The following is an 18389-nucleotide window of genomic DNA, read 5'->3' on the forward strand; positions in this document are numbered from 1 at the left end:
AACGGTCTCATCGCTGATCAGCCGGTTCTACGATCCGGGAGTGGAATCACCGGAGCCTGCCGCCCGTACCCGCAGACCTGTCCGGGGCGCCCCGCACGCGGTGACCGTGGGCGCCGACGGCGCCCGCGTGGTGTTCCTGCGCTCCACCGGCCCGCACGACCCGGCCGCCGGTCTCTGGTCGTTCGAGGTCGACAGCGGCGAGCAGCGTCGGATTGCCGACCCGACGATCCTGCTCGGCACCGGGAACACCGCCGGTGCGAGGAACACCGCCGATGCGGGGATCACCCGGTACGCCACCGACCCGGCCGTCCGGGTCGCCGTGTTCGTCCTTTCCGGCCGGCTGTTCCGGGCCGACCTGGTGACCGGCGACGTGATCGAGGTACCGGTGGTCGGCTCGGTCACCGACGCCCAACCGGACCCGACCGGCAGCCGGATCGCGTACGTGTCGGACAACGACGCGGACCCGGTCGGACCGGCCGGCGCGACCGGCGGATCCGGCCGCGATGAACCGGCCCACGACGGATTCAGCGGCAACGGGCGGGCCGGCGACCCGCACCGCGACGGTGCCGGCAAGCTCCGGGTCGTCCACCCGGACGGCCGCGACGTGCTGCTCGCCGGCGAGGACGGCGACATCACCTGGGCACTGCCCGACCCGGCGGCGGTCGACTTCGGCCGGGACCGCGGCTACTGGTGGTCACCGGACGGCCAAAGCATCCTCGCCGCCCGGGCCGACCGTACCCGGCTGCCCCGCTGGCAGTACGCCGACCCGGCGCAGCCGCAGCTGCCGGCCCGCAGCCGGCCGTACCCGATGTGCGGTGGCCCGAACGCCGAGGTGACCCTGCACCTGCTCGACCTCGACGGCGGCTGGGTCGACGTGCACTGGGACCGGGAGACCTACCCGTACCTGGTGTCGGTCGACTGGTCCGACGGCGGCCCGCTGATCACCGTGCTGCGCCGGCTGCAGCAGCACGGTCTGGTGCTGTCCATCGACCCACGCACCGGGGAGACCCAGGTGCACGCCGAGCTGGCCGACCCCCGGTGGGTGGAGCCGATCCCCGGCACCCCCTGCCACCTGTCCGACGGCCGGGTGCTGGTCGGCGGGGAACTCGCCCACGACGGGTACGACGCCCGCTGCCTGTTCGCCGACGGCACCCTGCTCACCCCGGCGGCGCTGTACGTACGCCGGGTGGTCGGCCGGCTGCCCGGCCGGCACACCAGCCCGGACCTGCTGATCGAGGCGAGTGACGGGGAACCCAGCGAACAGCACCTCTACCGGGTCCGCACCGCGGCCTCCTCGGGTGGCCTGGACGCGGTCCGGCTCACCAGCAGTCCCGGCTGGCATGTCGCCGCGGTCGGCGGTGCCGTACTGGCCGTCGGTTCGGCCACCCTGGACCAGCCCGGGGTGCGTTGGACGATCTACCGGGACGACGCCGAACTCGGCGTGCTGCGGAGCCTGGCGGCCACCCCGGCGGTGACTCCCCGGCCCACGCTGCAACGGGTAACCGACCGCCGGCTGCCGTCCGGTGTGCTGTACCCGCAGTCGCATGTCGCCGGCCGGCGGCTGCCGGTGCTGCTGCAGGTGCACGGCGGACCGGGCCACCAGCAGGTCCGGGCCGAGCGGGCAGGCTGGCTGGCCGGGCAGTGGTGGGCCGACGCCGGCTTCGCCGTGGTCACCGTCGACAACCGGGGTACGCCGGGCATCGCGCCGAGTTTCGAGAAGGTGGTGCACCGGCGGCTGGCCGACGTGCTGCTCGCCGACCAGGTGGACGCGCTGACCGCGATCGCGGAGAAACATGCCGACCTCGACCTGGGCCGGGTGGCGGTGCGGGGCACCGGGTTCGGCGGCTGGCTGGCCGGGCTGGCCGCGCTGCGCCGTCCGGACGTGTTCCGAGCCGCCGTGGCGCGCGACCCGGTCACCGACTGGGCGTTGCTGCGCAGCGGGTACGCCGAACGGTTCCTCGGCCTGCCCGAGGAGGGCGGCGAGATCTATCCGCACCACAGCCTGGTGGAGATCGCCGCCGAACCGGTGACCGGCAGCGACGAGCTCCGCCCGCTGCTGCTGGTGCACGGGCTGGCCGACGGTGCCGTGCCGGTGGCGCACACCCTACGGTTGTCCGCCGCGTTGCTGGCCGCCGGCCGACCGCACGCGGTGCTGCCGTTGGCCGCCGGCACCGACCCGGACGCGGCCACCGTGCTGCGCGCCGAACTCGCCTTCGTCCGGCAGACGTTGGGACCGCTCGGCTGAGCGGCCGCCAGCGGGCGTCGGGATCGCCCGGCCGAGCCGATGTCGCATAAGGTCACAGGGTGACCCAGTTCGAGGTGGCGACGGCCGCCGTGCAGGCGGCACTCGACGCCGGCGCCCGGTACGCCGACGCGCGGGTGATGCACCGCCGTTATGAGTCGATGACCGCACGCAACGGTGAGATCGAGGCGCTGGTTCAGCACAGCGACGCCGGTCTCGGCGTCCGCGCACTGGTCGGTTCCAGTTGGGGCTTCTACGCCGTACCGGATCCGTCGCCAGCGGCGGCGCGGGCCGCCGGTGGTCGGGCGGCGAAGATCGCCGCGGCCAGCGCCCAGGTGCCAGGGCCGCCGACCGACCTGGTGCCGGCCGGGGCCGGCACCGCGAGCTGGGCCAGCCCGTGCCGGGTCGACCCGTTGTCGGTGCCGCTGCCGGACAAGGGCGATCTGCTGGTGTCGGCGACCCGCACGATGCTCGACCACGGCGCCGACCTGGCCGAAGGGCTGTACCAGATCTGGGACACCGAAAAGTGGTTCGTCTCCAGCGAGGGGCACCGGATCGACCAGCGGATCCGCGAGTGCGGTGCGGGGCTGTCCGCGACGGTGATCGGTGACGGGGAGACCCAGCGCCGTTCCTATCCGAGCCACCGCGGCCAGTACGGCACCAGCGGCTGGGAGCTGGTCGACGACCTGGACCTGCCGGCGCACGCCGCGCGGATCGCCGAGGAGGCACGGGCGCTGCTCACCGCGCCGGCCTGCCCATCCGGGGAGACCACGCTGATCCTCGGCGGGGAGCAGATGGCGTTGCAGATCCACGAGTCGGTCGGGCACGCCATCGAACTGGACCGGATCCTCGGCTGGGAGGCCGCCTTCGCCGGCACGTCCTGGCTGGACCTGGCCCAACTCGGCAGCCTGCGGTACGGATCCGAACTGATGAACGTGACGATCGACCCGACCATCCCGGGCGCGTTGGGCAGTTTCGGGTTCGACGACGAGGGCAGCCCGGCGGTCAAGCGGGACGCGGTCCGGCAGGGCCGGTGGGTCGGCGTACTGGCCGGGCGGGACTCGGCCGCCGTCGCCGGCCTGGACCACGGCGGCAGCGTGCGGGCGGACGGCTGGTCACGGCTGCCGATGGTCCGGATGACCAACGTCGGTCTGGAGCCGGGGCCGCACACGTTGGACGAGATGATCGCGGCGACCGATCACGGGGTGCTGATGGACATCAACCGATCCTGGTCGATCGACGACAAGCGGCTCAACTTCCAGTTCGGCTGTGAAATCGGCTGGGAAATCCGCAATGGCAAGTTGGGGCGGATGCTGCGCAACTCGACGTACACCGGAATTGGCCCGGTGTTCTGGCGGTCGATGGACATGCTGTCGTCGGAGAGCGTCGCCTGGGGGACGCCGAACTGCGGCAAGGGCCAGCCCGGTCAGGTCGGGCACACCGGGCACCCGGCGGCGCCGGCCCGGTTCACCAACGTCCGGGTGGGGGTACGCGGGTGAGTCTGGACGCGGGGCTGACCGGCGCGGCGACGTCGCCCGCCGAGACCGATCTGGCCCTCCGGGTGGTGGCGGCGGTCCGCCGGGCCGCCGGGCCGGGTGCGCAGGCCGAGGCGTACGTCAGCCACCGGGCGCTGGCGCTGACCCGGTTCGCCAACTCGTTCATCCACCAGAACGTCGCCGAGGCGGTCACCACAGTGTGGCTGCGGCTGCACGTCGACGGCCGGACCGCGATCGGTTCGACCACGCTGACCGGTCCGGACGGGTTGGCCGACCTGGTCGAGCGCACCTTGGCGGCGGCCCGGCTCTGCCCGCCGGATCCGGCCTGGCCGGGGCTCGCCGGACCGGCGCCGCTGCTCGCGGCCGGGTCGTGGGACGAGGCGACCGCGCAGGCCGGCCCGGCGGAGCGGGCTGCCCGGGTGCGGGACTTCGTCGCGGCCGCCGGCGGTCTGGAATGCGCCGGGTTCTGCCGTACCGTGCACCGGTCGACGGGGTTTGCCAACAGCGCCGGGCAGACCGCCGGCGGCCGGGCGGCGGAGGCCGCGATGGACGGGATCGCCCGGACCGACGGCGCCGACGGGGTGGCCCGGCAGGCGGCCGACCGGCTGGCCGAGATCGACGGCGCGGCGCTGGGTGCCCGGGCGGCGGTGAAGGCCCGGGCCGGCCGGCACCCGGTCGATCTGCCGCCTGGGCGCTACCCGGTGGTGCTCGAACCGACCGCGGTGCTGGATCTGTTGCAGATGCTGGCCCGGCACGGCTTCGCCGGCAAGGCGCACCACGAGCGGCGGTCGTTCGTCCGGCTCGGCGAGGCCCAGTTCGACCCGGCCATCACGCTGGTCGACGACCCGGCCACCGGCGGCGGGCTGCCGTTCGACGCCGAGGGCACCCCGACCGGCCGCACGGTGCTGGTGGACGCCGGCCGATCGACGGCGCTCACCCACGACCGACGGACCGCGGCGGCAGCCGGCACCGCTTCGACCGGACACGCGGCACCGGGCAGCGTCGCGTGGGGGCCGGTGGGTCAGCATCTGCGGCTGCTTCCGGCCGGCGGCCGGCAGTTCGCCAGCGACGACGGGCCGGCGGCTGGCGGCAGTGCGGCGCTGCTCGGCGGTGTGCAGCGCGGTCTGCTGGTGACCGACCTGTGGTACACCCGGATCCTCGATCCACGCAGCCTGGTGGTGACCGGTCTGACCCGTAACGGTGCGTGGCTGGTCGAGTCAGGCGAGATCGTGGCGGCGGTCCGCAGTCTGCGGTTCACCCAGTCGTATCCGCAGGCACTCGCGCCCGGTGCGGTGCTGGGTCTGGGCTCGGAGTTGCGCCGGCTGCCGGACAGTTGGGACGACACCTCCTGGCACGCGCCGGCTCTGCACCTGGCGGACTGGCAGATCACCGGCGGCGCCGCGGGCTGACCCGGCGAATTGCGAGATTGACGACGCTACGCGGATTACTTAGGTTAGGCATACCTCATTCCTGAGGGTCAGCGACGGGCGGTGCGGGCTGGTCGACCGCGCCGCCCGTCACCCCTGACGACGCGTTCGCTGTCAATCTGTGACCGACGCCGCTCGGGATCCAGTGAGCTTCTGCACATCCACCCCCATAGCGGCGGGCCGGGCTTTCGTAACCGACGCGATACCGGCGAGACTCCCTTGCGCATACGGCCGCCGGTACTGGGCGTAACGTGTGCACCGGACCAGCGCCCGCCGATGCGTGTGGTGCGGGTTCCGGAGCACGCGGTCGCACGGCATCTGGGCTCTGCCCTGCTACGCCACAGACCGGCCGAAGATATCCGGGTCCGCCCTTGCACGGGTCGGGCCCCGTCAGGGAGACAGGATGACGACTACGGCAACGATGCCGGGGCAGGCGCGGGCGCGCGCCGCCATCGCGGCGAAGACGTTGCGCACCGACCGGTGGTGGCTACCCCCGCTGATCACCGTGATCGGACTCGGTGCCTGGGTCACCTACGCCACTGTCCGTGTTTTCATGCACGACTTCTACTGGGTCCAGGAGCACCACTACCTCACCCCGTTCTACTCACCGTGCGTCACCGAGCGCTGCGTACCGGAGGCGGCGCACTTCGGCCGGTTCCTACCCGGCTGGTGGATCATCCCGGACGCGGCGCTGACCCTGCCGTTCCTGCTGCTGTTCCGGCTGACCTGCTACTACTACCGCAAGGCCTACTACCGGGCGTTCTGGCTCTCCCCGCCGGCCTGCGCGGTCCCGGACGGCCACCAGCGCTACACCGGTGAGACCCGCTTCCCGCTGATCTTTCAGAACGTGCACCGCTACGCCTTCTACGCGGCCGCCATCATCTCGCTGATCAACACCTGGGACGCGGTACTCGCCTTCGACGGCGAGAACGGCTTCGGCGTCGGCCTGGGCAACGTCGTCCTGCTCGGCAACGTGGTCATGCTCTGGGCGTACACCCTGTCCTGCCACTCCTGCCGGCACATCGCCGGTGGCCGGCTGAAGCACTTCTCCAAGCACCCGGTGCGCTACCGGATCTGGACGTTCATCTCCAAGCTCAACGTCCGGCACATGCAGCTGGCCTGGATCACCCTCGGCACCCTGGCGCTGACCGACTTCTACGTGATGGCGCTGTCCGCCGGCTGGTTCAGCGACCTGCGGTTCTTCAACTAAGGGCTTGGACGATATGACTACCCGAATCGAACGACACCACTACGACGTCGTGGTCATCGGTGCCGGCGGCGCCGGACTGCGAGCGGCGATCGAGGCCCGGCTCGCCGGCAAACGCACCGCGATCATCTCCAAGTCGCTGTTCGGCAAGGCGCACACGGTGATGGCCGAGGGTGGCGCCGCCGCCGCGATGGGCAACGTGAACAGCCGGGACAGCTGGCAGGTGCACTTCCGCGACACCATGCGCGGCGGCAAGTTCCTGAACAACTTCCGGATGGCCGAGCTGCACGCCAAGGAGTCACCGCAGCGGATCTGGGAACTGGAGACGTACGGCGCGCTGTTCGACCGTACGAAGGACGGCAGGATCTCGCAGCGCAACTTCGGTGGCCACGAGTACCCGCGACTGGCCCACGTCGGTGACCGCACCGGCCTGGAGCTGATCCGCACCCTGCAGCAGAAGATCGTCTCGCTGCAGCAGGAGGACAAGCGGGAGTACGGCGTCCACGACGCCCGGATCAAGGTCTTCGCCGAGACCACCATCACCGAGTTGATGCTGGAGGACGGGCCGGACGGATCCCGGGTCGCCGGCGCCTTCGGCTACTACCGGGAGAGCGGCGAGTTCGTCCTGTTCGAGGCGCCGGCCGTGGTGCTGGCCACCGGCGGGGTCGGCAAGTCGTACAAGGTCACCTCGAACTCCTGGGAGTACACCGGCGACGGGCACGCGCTCGCCCTGCGGGCCGGCGCCACCCTGATCAACATGGAGTTCCTGCAGTTCCACCCGACCGGCATGGTCTGGCCGCCCTCGGTGAAGGGCATCCTGGTCACCGAGTCGGTCCGGGGCGACGGCGGGGTGCTGCGCAACACCGACGGCAAGCGGTTCATGTTCGACTACGTTCCCGACGTGTTCCGCAAGCAGTACGCGGAGACCGAGGAGGAGGCGGACCGCTGGTACACCGACCCGGACAACAACCGGCGTCCGCCGGAGCTGCTGCCCCGTGACGAGGTCGCCCGAGCGATCAACAGCGAGGTCAAGGCCGGTCGTGGTACAGAGTCCGGCGGCGTACTGCTGGACATCGCCAGCCGGCTCCCGGCCGAGGAGATCCGTCGCCGACTGCCGTCGATGTACCACCAGTTCAAGGAGCTGGCCGACGTCGACATCACCAAGCAGCCGATGGAGGTCGGGCCGACCTGCCACTACGTGATGGGTGGCGTCGAGGTCGACCCGGACACCGCCGCGGCGGCCGGCCGGATCAGCGGCCTGTTCGCCGCCGGTGAGGTCTCCGGCGGCATGCACGGCTCCAACCGCCTCGGCGGCAACTCCCTGTCCGACCTGCTGGTCTTTGGCAAGCGGGCCGGTGAACACGCGGCCGCGTACGTCGGCGGGCTGGACCGGCGGCCGAAGGTCTCGGCCGACGAGGTGGAGCAGGCGGTGGACCAGGCGCTGGCGCCGCTGTCGCGCGACACCGGGGAGAACCCGTACACCCTGCAGCAGGACCTGCAGGCGGTGATGGGCGACCTGGTCGGCATCATCCGGCGCGAAGGTGAACTGGCGGATTCGCTGGTCAGGCTGGCCGAGCTGCGCGAGCGGGTGGTCAAGGTCAGCGCCGCCGGCGGCCGGCGTTACAACCCGGGTTGGCACCTGGCGCTGGACCTGCGCAACATGCTGGTGGTGTCGGAGTGCACCGCCAAGGCCGCGCTGGAGCGCACCGAGTCCCGCGGCGGGCACACCCGCGAGGACCACCCGACCATGGCCCCGACGTGGCGCACGGTCAACCTGGTCTGCTCGCTGGACGGTGACACGGTCAAGCTGGAGCACAAGCCGCTGCCGAAGATGCGCCCGGAGCTGATCAAGCTCTTCGACCGGGCGGAGCTGGCCAAGTATCTGACCGACGAGGAGTTGGCGGAGTTCGACGCGCTGGCGCAGGACGCGCTCGCTGAGGAGGCGGACAACTGATGGGCACCAAGCGCCACTTCAGGGTGTGGCGGGGCGACGAGACCGGCGGCGACCTGCAGGACTACCAGGTGGAGGTGAACGAGGGCGAGGTTGTCCTCGACGTCATCCACCGGCTGCAGGCCACCGAGGCTCCGGATCTGGCCTGCCGGTGGAACTGCAAGGCCGGCAAGTGCGGCTCCTGCTCCATGGAGATCAACGGCATGCCGAAGCTGGGCTGCATGACGCGGATGTCGACGTTCGAGGAGAACGAGACGATCAGCGTCAGCCCGCTGCGGACCTTCCCGGTGATCCGCGACCTGGTCACCGACGTCTCGTTCAACTACCAGAAGTCGTTGGAGACGCCGGCGTTCAGCCCGCCGGAGGACCTTGCCCCCGGCGAGTACCGGATGCAGCAGGTCGACGTGGAACGTTCGCAGGAGTTCCGCAAGTGCATCGAATGCTTCCTCTGCCAGAACACCTGCCACGTGGTACGTGACCACGAGGACAACAAGACCGCGTTCTCCGGTCCCCGGGTGTTCATCCGCGCCGCCGAGCTGGACATGCACCCGCTGGACACCAGGACCGACCGCAAGCAGTACGCGCAGGCGCAGCAGGGGCTGGGCTACTGCAACATCACCAAGTGCTGCACCGAGGTCTGCCCCGAGCACATCAAGATCACCGACAACGCGATCATCCCGATGAAGGAACGCGTCGTCGACCGGCGGTACGATCCCCTCGTGTGGCTCGGCAGCAAGATCTTCCGGCGGGGGCAGAACGGCGCGGCGGCGAGTGGACCGGCGCTCGGTGAGTCCGGCCTGGACCAGCCGGCCGGTACGGCGGCCGGGCTGCCGGCCGACGGTGACCACAGCGCGGTGGCCGACGCCGAGCGCGGGGTCAACTGGCACCGCCAGGTGCCCCGCCCGCAGGCGGCGGCGGTGGACGAGAAGGGCCACCTGCCGATCAGTGAGCTGGCGTTCGACAAGCCGGCCGCGCCGTCGCCGTTCGGCGAGGACGTCACTTTCCCACTGCCGGACAAGTCACTCAACTACCACCACCCGGACCAGGACCGCTAAGCCGGTATCACGCCCGCTGACCGCCCCTCCCGGTGCTTCCTGCGCCGGGAGGGGCGGCTTCTATCCGTGGTCGCCGGGGTTGCCCGCCATCCATTGACGGTCGTAACATCCTTCGCGGAGCCGGGAACGGGACCTTGTCCACCGTTTCCGTCGTGGGGCGGCGTCGGGCCGCCGGACCCACGACACCAGCCTGTACTGCGGGCTGCTCGCCGAAGGACTCCCCCACCATGATCCCGCTCCGGCTCCGGCGCCACCGCCTGCCCGCACTCGTCGTCGCCGCACTCGTCGTCGCCGGCGTGACCGTCGTCTGGCTGGCACCGGACGCCGACGCCAGCGAACTCTGCGGGCGGGCCGACACGATCGACATCACCGACAAGCGGTACGTGGTGATGAACAACGTCTGGGGTGCGGACACTCCGCAGTGCCTGACGGTCGACGCGGCTGGCCGGTTCGAGGTGACCCGCACCGAGCACGACAAGCGGGACGGCTCCGCCGCCGCCTACCCGACCATCTACCAGGGCTGCCACTGGGGCAACTGCACCGTCGGCAGCGGCCTGCCGATCAAGGTGCGGCAGTTGCGCACCGCCCGGTCCGACTGGACGATCGACACCCAGGACGCCACCGGCCGCTGGAACGCCACGTACGACCTGTGGTTCCACACCGACGCCAACGCCCACCGCTCCCCCGACGGCGCCGAACTGATGGTCTGGCTGGACCGGGCCGGTGGGGCCGAGCCGGCCGGGACGCTGGTGGCGCGGGGAGTGCCCCTGGCCGGGGCGACCTGGGACGTCTACTACGCCGACTGGCACTGGAACTACGTGGCGTACGTGCGTACCACGCCGGTCGACGAGGCGCGGGACCTGGAGTTGGCGGCGTTCACCCGGGACGCGGTGGGCCGCGGCTACCTCGACCGGGACTGGTACCTCAGCGGGGTCGAGGCGGGCTTCGAGATCTGGCACGGCGGCGCCGGGCTCACCTCCCGGTCGTTCCAGGTCGCGATCAACCTCTGATCGGCCGTCGCGCTGTCGGGTCAACCGGCCGAGAGGGAGAGCGTCGCGCCGATGTGGTCGTCGTTCTCGACCGACTCCGCCAGGAGCCACGCGACCTGCCCACGAGCCACTTTCATGCTGCGGGTCGCACCGGTGGTCGAGACGAACGGCGGCTCGGTCGTGTCGTCGTCGGTGAGGTTCACCGGTTGAACTGCGGTCCAGTCCAGGCCGCTGGACCGTACAATCCGCTCCTGCCGCTCGGTGTCGACGATCTGCGGTCGCAGAAGCGCCCAGAAGACCAGTCGTTGGAGCATGGGCAGGTGCGTTCGGGTGGGTCCGACGCCGTACGACGTCTGCACCACCAACCGGCGTACGCCGTGACGGCGCATCGCCTCGACAACGACACCGGTCCCCCGGGAACGGACATCCAGCGACGTGTGCGCCGGACCACGCAGCCGGACCCGCACCGGGTTCTCGCTGATACCGAGCGTGACGATCACCGCGTCCTGACCACGCACCGCATCGTCGACATCGCCAGGGTCGGTGGCGTCGCCGTTCAACCCGCGCAGCGAGCCGCCATCGACCGGACCGGCCACAGTCGACGCGTTTCGCGAGAACGCGGTGACCTCGTGACCCCGGCGGCCAAGTTCCCGTACCGTGGCACGGCCGGACCCACCGGACGCACCGACCACCAGTACCTTCATCGTTTCTCCCCTTCGTCGCTGCCGCCAGCGAGCGGCTCCCCATCGACAAAATCAGTTCGGGGCCGGCGAGGATATGATCGGGAAACGCGAAAGTGTGCTCGATCGTCCAGGGACCGCGATGGCGAAACTCGAGGTCGATGCGCCGTGGGTGTCGGTGGACCCGGTCGGGGAAGCGCTGCACCTGCTGCGGATGACCGGGATCTTCTACTGCCGGACCGAGGTCAGCGCCCCATGGGCGCTGGAGATGCCGCCGTTCGGTGATTGTCTGAGTTTCCATATCGTGACGTCCGGTGGCTGCTGGCTACGTGTCGGGGACGCACCACCACGACAGCTGAGCGCCGGTGACCTCGCGCTCGTGCCGCATGGCCGTGGACATCTGCTGCTCAGCAGCCCACAGGCCGGACAGGCTGGACGGGCCGGACGGGTCGATCTGCTGCCACAGGAGCATCTCAATGCGCACTACTCGATACTCCGTCACGGTGGCGGCGGCGAGACGTCCACGCTGGTCTGCGCAGTGGTGTCGTTCGAGGGGCCGGCCGCTCACCAACTCGTACGGCTGCTGCCACCGGTCATCCATGCGACCGGGTCGGACCCGCGGACCAGTGGCTGGATCGGTGCCACCCTCGCGTTGCTGACCAGCGAGGTGTCGGACCTTCGCCCGGGCGGGGAAGCCGTCACCACCAGACTCGCTGACATCCTGGTGATCCAGGCGATCAGGTCATGGATCGACAGCGACGACCCGCAGGCGCGAGCCGGATGGCTCGGCGCGCTGTCAGACCCACTGATCGGGCGGGCCATCGCGGCGATCCACCGCGAACCCAGCCGTACCTGGACCGTCGCCTCGCTGGCGCGCGTAGCCGCGATGTCGCGGTCGTCGTTCGCGGCCCGGTTCACCCGGCTCGTCGGTGAACCGGCACTCCGGTACGTCACCCGGTGGCGGATGCACGTCGCGCTCGCCAGGCTCGAACAGGGCCAGACGACGGTCCGCGAACTGGCCGGCCAGTCCGGCTACGGATCGGAAGCCGCCTTCGGCCGGGCGTTCAAACGCATGATGGGAGTCGCTCCAGGCTCGGTCCGCGGTAGTCGCGACCCGAGTGCCGGCCCGCGCTGAGCCACAGCACCCGGCATCAGCCGTCATTCGATCTGCTGCCGGCGAACAGCAACGGACGGAGCTCGGCGACGATCGGCCGATCCGCGGGCAGCCAGGTGACCTGGTCGAGTTCGTCGGCCGCCAACCAGCGCAGAGCGGAGTGCTCCAGCGCGGTCGGCTGCGCCGGCCCGAGCAGCCCGGCCAGGTAGACCCGCAACACAGACCGGCCGTGACCAAGCGGGCGATCGGGACCAATGCGGTCACCCACCGTGATCGCAACGCCGAGTTCCTCGCGGCACTCCCGGATCAGAGCATCGGTCTCGGTCTCGCCGCTCTCCACCTTGCCGCCGGGAAATTCCCACTTGCCGGCCGCCCCCGGTGGATGGGTCCGGGCACATGCCAGCACCCGACCGTCGAGGACGATCGCCGCCCCGACCACCACCTGACGCCTCACCTGCCCGCTCCGCACAGCAGATGAGCCTGCCAGATCAATCAGCATTTCGGGTAACCCTGCTGACTGCTAGGACAGCAGATGACGGAAGGGTGGACGTGGACACACCAACCAGTTAGCGGCCAGACTGGGGACCACCGACCAAGACACAGGATGGCGACGATTTGGCCACAAGCCGGCAACGACGCCTGGGAGGTGTGGCTTTGCGAGCACTCTGGTCCAGCCGGACCGGCCGCGACTACCTTAGCGATGCCCTTACCCAACTGGACGGGTGGACGCAGGACGGCCAGCAGCTCCGGCGAACCCTGCTGCTCGACGACAGCCAGCACGCCGAGCTCACCGAGCGGATCAAGGTAGCAGCCGACGCCCTGCACCTGCGGCCCGACGTACGCCGGGCCGACGGACGGACCCAGATCCGGCTCGGCTCCCCCGACGGCGACAAGATCACCGACGGCGACGTCGCACTCGCGGCCCGCATCGAGGACGCCTACCGTACGGTCGTCGACCTTCGCTGACCCCGCATCCTGCGCTCGGATCACCGCTGGCCGCAGCGACCTCGCGCTTCGCTGGCGTGGTTGTGCCCGCCGCCTACCCTCGGGCACATGGCGAACGTGGCGTACGACCGGCGGGAGCAACTTCGGCAGATCGAGAGCGGGCTGCTCGACGGGGAGCAGGTGATCGCGGTCTACGACGCGATCGGCACCGGCACCGGCTTCATCGGGCTGACCAACCGCCGGGTGATCATCCAGGACAAGTCGTTCGTCGGCAAGAAGGTCGCCATCACCAGCATCCCGTACTCGAAGATCACCAGCGTGAGCGTGGTGAGCAACAAGTCCTGGGGCGGCTCGTACTTCTCGTCCGGCGCCATCGCGATCAATGTCGGCACCCACACCTACGAGGTCGAGTTCCGTGGTGACCAGAAGTCCCACCACGTGCACAACGTGATCCTGCACTACATCTCGTGACCGATTGCGGGACCGACAGCCAGCAGGGCTGACCGCTCGATCATGTCCATCCCGCGCTCGACCTAAGCGGTTTCCGGCTTCTCCGGCTCGACACCGCCGGCTCGCAGGATCCGCCGGACCTGTTCCCGGCCGTAGCCAGTCACCCGAGCGATCTCGCCCACGCGGGCACCGCCTCGGTATGCAGTCACGATTGCGGCCGCAAGCCGCTTCCGTACCTGTGGCACCTCGGCACGCGCTGAAGCGACCTCCGCGAGCCCATCCTGCACGCGTTGGAGCGCAGCCCGGTACGCCTGCGCTGCCGCCTCAAGGTCACCTGCCACGGCGGAAGGTGCCTCAGGGCTTCGGGTCTGGCGTGACGAACGTGCCGCGACCGGCGAAGGTGACCACTCGGCCTTCCTCGCGTAGCACGTCGAGCGCGGCCCGCACGGTGCCACGCGCCACGCCGTACGTCTGCGCCAACGTCACCTCACCAGGCAGCTTGCGCCCCGGCAGCCAATCGCCGCTATCGATCTTCGCCTTGAGCGCATCGGCCACCTGCTCGGCAAACGAACGCGGCGACCACGGGTCGACCATGCTCACAGGCTGCCACCTGTCCAGCCGACCGATGCTGTCCATTCAGTTCACTTGATGGACAGGATGAACCTGGTGGACTAGCGTTGGATCGGCAGACAAAGGCGGCCCTCGGCTCGCGTGGCAGCGCTCGCCGAGGGCCTTGACGCGAAGCGAGGTCGCGCCCGTGAGTATTTTGCCCGAGACACCGCCACCCGACGACCAGCCCAAGACCCACCCGCACCGCGAATCCCCAGGCGAAGCGCTCGGCGGAGCGACGACTCCCCAGGAGCCGGGGATCCTGGTGGTCGGTCCGAGAGTGCTGCCGGGGCACGGGACGGTGCAGATCTGGGCCGACGCCGGCTCAGGCGGGACCGGTCAGCGGGTGGATGTTGCCGTCGACCGCCTCCGGTTGGCCAATATCGACTCCGGCGAAGGCGTCATGGCCGTATACCAACTGGAGCCGTTCCACCGCCGAGGCTGACCCCTCCGTTCAGCGTCGAGGTGAGGCTCACGCACCTCAAAACCGCCTCGGAAGGTGTCTGAGCCTCACCTCGATGCGGTGCAGACATCGAGACTGAACGACGGTAGGTCAACAGAAGCCGGATGTTACGGTGAGGAACATGACCGCAGTGCCCGAGTGGATGCGGCCGCCCCGCCCGGAAGGGTGGTACGCCGACGACCTCGACCAGCTCCCGCAGGCGCCGCGTCACACCGAGCTGATCGACGGAGCGCTCGTCTTCATGATGTCCCCCCAGCGGGCTTGGCACGGCCGAGCTGTCTCCGCTTTGCTCTTCGCTCTCATGGAGCAGGCGCCAGCAGGCGTCGAGATTGAGCGGGAGATGACGATTCGGCTCGACGAACGGAACCGCCCCGAGCCCGATCTCCTCGCCACGCGGGCTCCCTACTACGACCCGGACTGCACCTTCTACACACCCGACCAGGTGCTGTTGGTCGTCGAGGTGGTGTCGCCGGAGTCGGCCCACCGCGACCGGACAGTCAAGCTGCGCAAGTACGCGGAAGCCGGCATTCCGCACTACTGGCGCGTCGAGGACGAGGGTGGATCACCGGTGGTCCACGCATACGAGCTCGACGAGCCCACCCGGTCGTACGTCGCGACCGGGATCCACCGCCACGAGCTGCACACCACGACGCCGTTCGAGCTCAAGCTGAATCTGGACGGGCTTGTGCCCGGTCGCAAGAGCTGAGCCGGGCAGCCGCTCAACTGCCTGACGCATCTCTGCCACGGCCGCAGGGCCGGCCTACAGCCTGATGACCCGAACCCGATGCCCGCACAACCTGGTCATGTCGTCGACATCCGACGTCAAGACCGCGACCGGCGCGGGTAGTCGTAGCGCCATCTCGGCGACCATGGCATCGATGGCGTACTTGTGCCCGTGCAGCCCCGCCGCCTTCAACAGCCCCGCACTGCGACGGGCGCTCTCTTCCGTCACCGCCTCCACACGAATGCGGGACAACAGCCAGGTCAGCCGAGCGGTGTCCACGCCGGTGTGGGAAACCTCGATGATCGTGGCAGCCGACATGGCCAGATCAGCCCCGTCACGCTCCGCCTGCTCCAGCAGTCGCATCACCATGCGATCCCGGCCGATCCATCCCGAGAAGCCTTGCGAGTCGAGCACAAGCGATTCGAGGCTCACGCCGCCCGGTCCGTCTCCCTGGTCCCGTATAGAAGCGCCTGGGCCTCGGCCATCTCCTGATCGGTGAACGCCCCGGACTCAGCTTGATAGCGGTCCAACTCCTCCCGGAGAAGCCTTCGCCGCTCAGCCCGCTCGGCCAGCTCGGTGAGGTAGCCGGAGACGTTGTCGGTGTGCGACTTCATGCTCTCCAGCAGCTCCACCGGCAGCGTGATCGTAACCTTCCTCGTCCTCGCCATCCGGCAACCATACCACGGTATTACCGCGAGCTGGGCACAGCTGCTACCCCCTGGCAGACACCGCGAACCTTGGGACGCGCCACACGCCGGCTCGTGCCCAGCATGCCGGAATCAGACGTTGAAGCGGAACTCGACGACGTCGCCGTCCTGCATGACGTACTCCTTGCCTTCCATCCGGACCTTGCCGGCCGCCTTGGCCGCCGCCATCGTGCCGGCCGCGACCAGATCGTCGTAGGAGACGATCTCGGCCTTGATGAAGCCGCGCTGGAAGTCGGAGTGGATCACCCCGGCGGCCTCCGGCGCGGTCGCCCCGACCGGGATGGTCCAGGCCCGCGCCTCCTTCGGCCCGGCGGTGAGGTACGTCTGCAGCCCGAGGGTGCGGAAGCCGACCCGAATCAGCTGGTTGAGCCCCGGCTCGCTCTGCCCGGTCGACTCCAGCAGCTCCATCGCCTCGTCGTCCGGCAGATCGATCAACTCGGACTCGATCTTGGCGTCCATGAAGACCGCCTCGGCCGGGGCGACCAGCGCGCGCAGCTCGGCGAGCAGCTCGGCGTTGCCCAGCTCGTCCTCGTCGACGTTGAAGACGTACAGGAACGGCTTGGTGGTGAGCAGGTGCAGCTCGCGCAGCTCGGCAACGTCGATGCCGGCGGCGGACGCACCCGCGTACAGCGTGGTGCCGCCGTCGAGCAGCGCGGCGGCGGCCTTCGCGGCGGCGTGGATCGCCGCCCGGTCCTTGCGCAGCCGGGCTTCCTTCTCCAGCCGGGGCAGCGCCTTCTCCAAGGTCTGCAGGTCGGCCAGGATCAGCTCGGTGTTGATCGTGGCGATGTCGTCGCCCGGCGAGACCTTGCCGTCGACGTGTACCACGTTCGGGTCGGAGAAGACCCGCACGACCTGGCAGATCGCGGCGGCGTCGCGGATGTTGGCCAGGAAGGCGTTGCCTCGGCCCTGCCCCTTGGACGCGCCCCGCACCAGACCGGCGATGTCGACGAACGACACCGCCGCCGGGATGGTCTTCTCCGAGCCGAAGATCTCCGCCAGCCTGCCCAGCCGCCCGTCCGGCAGCCCCACCACCCCGACGTTCGGCTCGATAGTGGCAAACGGGTAGTTCGCCGCGAGAACGTCGTTCTTGGTGAGCGCATTGAACAGGGTGCTCTTGCCGACGTTGGGCAGGCCGACGATGCCGATGGTGAGACTCACGTCGGTCGAGTCTACGCAGCGTCCGGTGGCGGGTCAGGCGCAGGCGGTCTTCAGCTTCTCCGCCAGCTCAGCCAGGCGACCCTCCACCTGTCCCATTGGGGTGTTGTCGTCCGGGTCGACGATCTGGGCGGCGAACTCGGACGCCTCGGTCAACGCCTGCTGCACGTCAGCGTCGACCGGGTCGGCGGCGAGCGACTCCAGCATTGCCGAGAGGTCGGTGAACTTGGCCCGGAACTCGGCGTAGGCGGTCTCCGCATCCGTACCGCCCTCGGCCACTGCGGCGATGAACTCGGCGAAGTACGCCTCGATGGTCGATGCAGTCTCCTCGGCGACCGGTACCGCCGTGTCACATGCCTCCTTCGTGGCCGCAGCGGCCCCGTCCTCGGCGGAGCCGGCCGACTCCGCGTCGGCCGACGCGGTCGCCGCCGGCGGTGACGTCTGACCGGCGGTGGGGTCGACATCGCTGTCGCCACCGCCGCAGCCGGCCAGGGTGAACGCGAGCGCCGTCGCGGCGGCGGCGGTGATCAGGGTACGTCGCATTGAAAATCCGTCCATTGAGAGGCGAGCAAACTGGAGCAGGCTAACGGACGCCTGCTCCCGCCCCGCCCGGCCCCTCGCGGACGTCACTCGCAGACGGCGCGGAAGTTCTCCGGGATCGCCACCACGGCGGCCACCTGCTCATCGCTGAGTGGAGTCTCACCGATCTCGGTGGCGGCCTCGATCGCGGCCGTACTCTCGGTCAACACCGTCCGCAGCTCGTCCGACACCGGGCCGGTGGCCAGCGAGGTGAGCGTCGCCGACCAGCCACGCATCTGCGCCTCGAAGTTGTCCTTCGCGTCCGCCGGCGCCTCCGCGCTGGCCGTCGGGTCGGCGAACTGGTTGACGTCACGCTGGAAACCGGCGGCGAAGTCGCTGCTCATCGATACTGCCTGATTGCAGGCGGCATTGGTGGCGGCGAGGATGTCGGCCTCGCTGGCGGTGGTGCTGCCGCCGGTCGGCGACGGCGCGCCCGTCGGCGGCGGCTCGGTGCCGCAGCCGGTGAATCCGAGGATCAGGGCCGAGCCGAGGACGGCGCTGGCCAGTAGGCGACGCATGATATCTACCGACTCCTTTATCGAGGTACACCAAACTGTGCCACTCTATCGATCCAGGAGCCAGGTCGCCGAACGGAG

The 18389-nt window shown here is 70.0% G+C and carries 19 protein-coding genes and 2 pseudogenes; 13 read left to right on the forward strand and 8 right to left on the reverse strand.

Annotation, left to right across the window (positions count from 1 at the left end; all coding sequences use genetic code 11):
* The first annotated feature begins 40 nt into the window (after positions 1 to 40).
* From ACFHW1_RS02605 to ACFHW1_RS02640, 8 genes and pseudogenes are all read left to right on the forward strand, one after another.
* Positions 41 to 2245, forward strand: a complete 2205-nt coding sequence (locus ACFHW1_RS02605; protein ID WP_416614716.1) for a prolyl oligopeptidase family serine peptidase — start codon at positions 41 to 43, stop codon at positions 2243 to 2245.
* A 59-nt stretch (positions 2246 to 2304) separates the two neighbouring features.
* Positions 2305 to 3741, forward strand: a complete 1437-nt coding sequence (locus tag ACFHW1_RS02610; RefSeq protein WP_416614718.1) for a TldD/PmbA family protein — start codon at positions 2305 to 2307, stop codon at positions 3739 to 3741.
* Positions 3742 to 3755: 14 nt separating this feature from the next.
* On the forward strand, positions 3756 to 5147 hold the full coding sequence (locus ACFHW1_RS02615) for a TldD/PmbA family protein (protein ID WP_416567654.1): 1392 nt from the start codon (positions 3756 to 3758) through the stop codon (positions 5145 to 5147).
* Positions 5148 to 5568: 421 nt separating this feature from the next.
* Positions 5569 to 6375 carry a hypothetical protein gene (locus ACFHW1_RS02620; protein WP_416567641.1) on the forward strand — a complete coding sequence of 269 codons (807 nt, stop codon included), beginning with the start codon at positions 5569 to 5571 and terminating at the stop codon, positions 6373 to 6375.
* A 13-nt stretch (positions 6376 to 6388) separates the two neighbouring features.
* The gene (locus tag ACFHW1_RS02625; protein WP_416614720.1) at positions 6389 to 8326 is read left to right on the forward strand and encodes a fumarate reductase/succinate dehydrogenase flavoprotein subunit; all 1938 of its coding nucleotides are present in this window, start codon (positions 6389 to 6391) and stop codon (positions 8324 to 8326) included.
* Positions 8326 to 9078: pseudogene (locus ACFHW1_RS02630) on the forward strand (succinate dehydrogenase/fumarate reductase iron-sulfur subunit); the annotation flags it as partial. The gene ACFHW1_RS02625 and the pseudogene ACFHW1_RS02630, both read left to right, overlap by 1 nt.
* Before the next feature lie 93 nt (positions 9079 to 9171).
* Positions 9172 to 9378 (forward strand): annotated as a pseudogene (locus tag ACFHW1_RS02635) (succinate dehydrogenase/fumarate reductase iron-sulfur subunit); the annotation flags it as partial.
* Between the two features lie 227 nt (positions 9379 to 9605).
* A complete protein-coding gene (locus tag ACFHW1_RS02640) occupies positions 9606 to 10388 on the forward strand; it encodes a GH12 family glycosyl hydrolase domain-containing protein (protein WP_416614721.1) in 783 nt (260 codons plus the stop codon).
* A gap of 20 nt (positions 10389 to 10408) precedes the next feature.
* Here the strand turns inward: ACFHW1_RS02640 and ACFHW1_RS02645 are convergent, their stop codons facing one another.
* Positions 10409 to 11071, reverse strand: a complete 663-nt coding sequence (locus ACFHW1_RS02645; protein ID WP_282233990.1) for an NAD(P)-dependent oxidoreductase — start codon at positions 11069 to 11071, stop codon at positions 10409 to 10411.
* Positions 11072 to 11189: 118 nt separating this feature from the next.
* Here ACFHW1_RS02645 and ACFHW1_RS02650 point away from each other — a divergent pair, with 118 nt between their 5' ends.
* Positions 11190 to 12182: an AraC family transcriptional regulator gene (locus ACFHW1_RS02650; protein ID WP_416614723.1), complete on the forward strand. Its 993-nt coding sequence runs from the start codon at positions 11190 to 11192 to the stop codon at positions 12180 to 12182.
* 16 nt (positions 12183 to 12198) lie between these two features.
* On the opposite strand, the gene ACFHW1_RS02655 is transcribed toward ACFHW1_RS02650, so the two are convergent.
* Positions 12199 to 12660 carry a (deoxy)nucleoside triphosphate pyrophosphohydrolase gene (locus ACFHW1_RS02655; protein WP_282233988.1) on the reverse strand — a complete coding sequence of 154 codons (462 nt, stop codon included), beginning with the start codon at positions 12658 to 12660 and terminating at the stop codon, positions 12199 to 12201.
* Positions 12661 to 12815: 155 nt separating this feature from the next.
* On the opposite strand from ACFHW1_RS02655, the gene ACFHW1_RS02660 reads away from it, so the two are divergent.
* Both ACFHW1_RS02660 and ACFHW1_RS02665 read left to right on the forward strand, forming a co-directional pair.
* Entirely contained in the window at positions 12816 to 13127 is a 312-nt protein-coding gene (locus ACFHW1_RS02660; RefSeq protein WP_281553362.1) for a 4a-hydroxytetrahydrobiopterin dehydratase, read from the forward strand.
* A gap of 87 nt (positions 13128 to 13214) precedes the next feature.
* Positions 13215 to 13577 (forward strand): PH domain-containing protein, encoded by a 363-nt coding sequence (locus tag ACFHW1_RS02665; RefSeq protein ID WP_123605368.1) that lies wholly within the window; start codon positions 13215 to 13217, stop codon positions 13575 to 13577.
* A gap of 333 nt (positions 13578 to 13910) precedes the next feature.
* On the opposite strand, the gene ACFHW1_RS02670 is transcribed toward ACFHW1_RS02665, so the two are convergent.
* A complete protein-coding gene (locus ACFHW1_RS02670) occupies positions 13911 to 14150 on the reverse strand; it encodes a GntR family transcriptional regulator (protein ID WP_278174364.1) in 240 nt (79 codons plus the stop codon).
* 163 nt (positions 14151 to 14313) lie between these two features.
* Between ACFHW1_RS02670 and ACFHW1_RS02675 the strand changes: the two genes are divergently transcribed.
* Together ACFHW1_RS02675 and ACFHW1_RS02680 are read left to right on the forward strand one after the other, a co-directional pair.
* Positions 14314 to 14610: a hypothetical protein gene (locus tag ACFHW1_RS02675; protein WP_282233987.1), complete on the forward strand. Its 297-nt coding sequence runs from the start codon at positions 14314 to 14316 to the stop codon at positions 14608 to 14610.
* 139 nt (positions 14611 to 14749) lie between these two features.
* Positions 14750 to 15334, forward strand: a complete 585-nt coding sequence (locus ACFHW1_RS02680; RefSeq protein WP_278167158.1) for a Uma2 family endonuclease — start codon at positions 14750 to 14752, stop codon at positions 15332 to 15334.
* A 54-nt stretch (positions 15335 to 15388) separates the two neighbouring features.
* Here ACFHW1_RS02680 and ACFHW1_RS02685 read toward each other — a convergent pair whose 3' ends face one another.
* From ACFHW1_RS02685 to ACFHW1_RS02705, 5 genes are all read right to left on the reverse strand, one after another.
* Entirely contained in the window at positions 15389 to 15784 is a 396-nt protein-coding gene (locus ACFHW1_RS02685) for a PIN domain-containing protein (protein WP_282233986.1), read from the reverse strand.
* The gene (locus ACFHW1_RS02690) at positions 15781 to 16020 is read right to left on the reverse strand and encodes a hypothetical protein (protein WP_123605371.1); all 240 of its coding nucleotides are present in this window, start codon (positions 16018 to 16020) and stop codon (positions 15781 to 15783) included. The genes ACFHW1_RS02685 and ACFHW1_RS02690 overlap by 4 nt, the downstream gene beginning before the upstream one ends.
* A 111-nt stretch (positions 16021 to 16131) precedes the next feature.
* Positions 16132 to 17217, reverse strand: a complete 1086-nt coding sequence (ychF, locus tag ACFHW1_RS02695) for a redox-regulated ATPase YchF (RefSeq protein ID WP_416552201.1) — start codon at positions 17215 to 17217, stop codon at positions 16132 to 16134.
* A gap of 33 nt (positions 17218 to 17250) precedes the next feature.
* Positions 17251 to 17757: a hypothetical protein gene (locus ACFHW1_RS02700; protein WP_416552200.1), complete on the reverse strand. Its 507-nt coding sequence runs from the start codon at positions 17755 to 17757 to the stop codon at positions 17251 to 17253.
* A gap of 83 nt (positions 17758 to 17840) precedes the next feature.
* Positions 17841 to 18311 carry a hypothetical protein gene (locus ACFHW1_RS02705; protein WP_416552199.1) on the reverse strand — a complete coding sequence of 157 codons (471 nt, stop codon included), beginning with the start codon at positions 18309 to 18311 and terminating at the stop codon, positions 17841 to 17843.
* Positions 18312 to 18389 lie beyond the last annotated feature (78 nt).

Origin of the sequence: Micromonospora sp. LOL_014 (assembly GCF_048060245.1) — a bacterium.
Lineage (GTDB): Bacteria > Actinomycetota > Actinomycetes > Mycobacteriales > Micromonosporaceae > Micromonospora_E.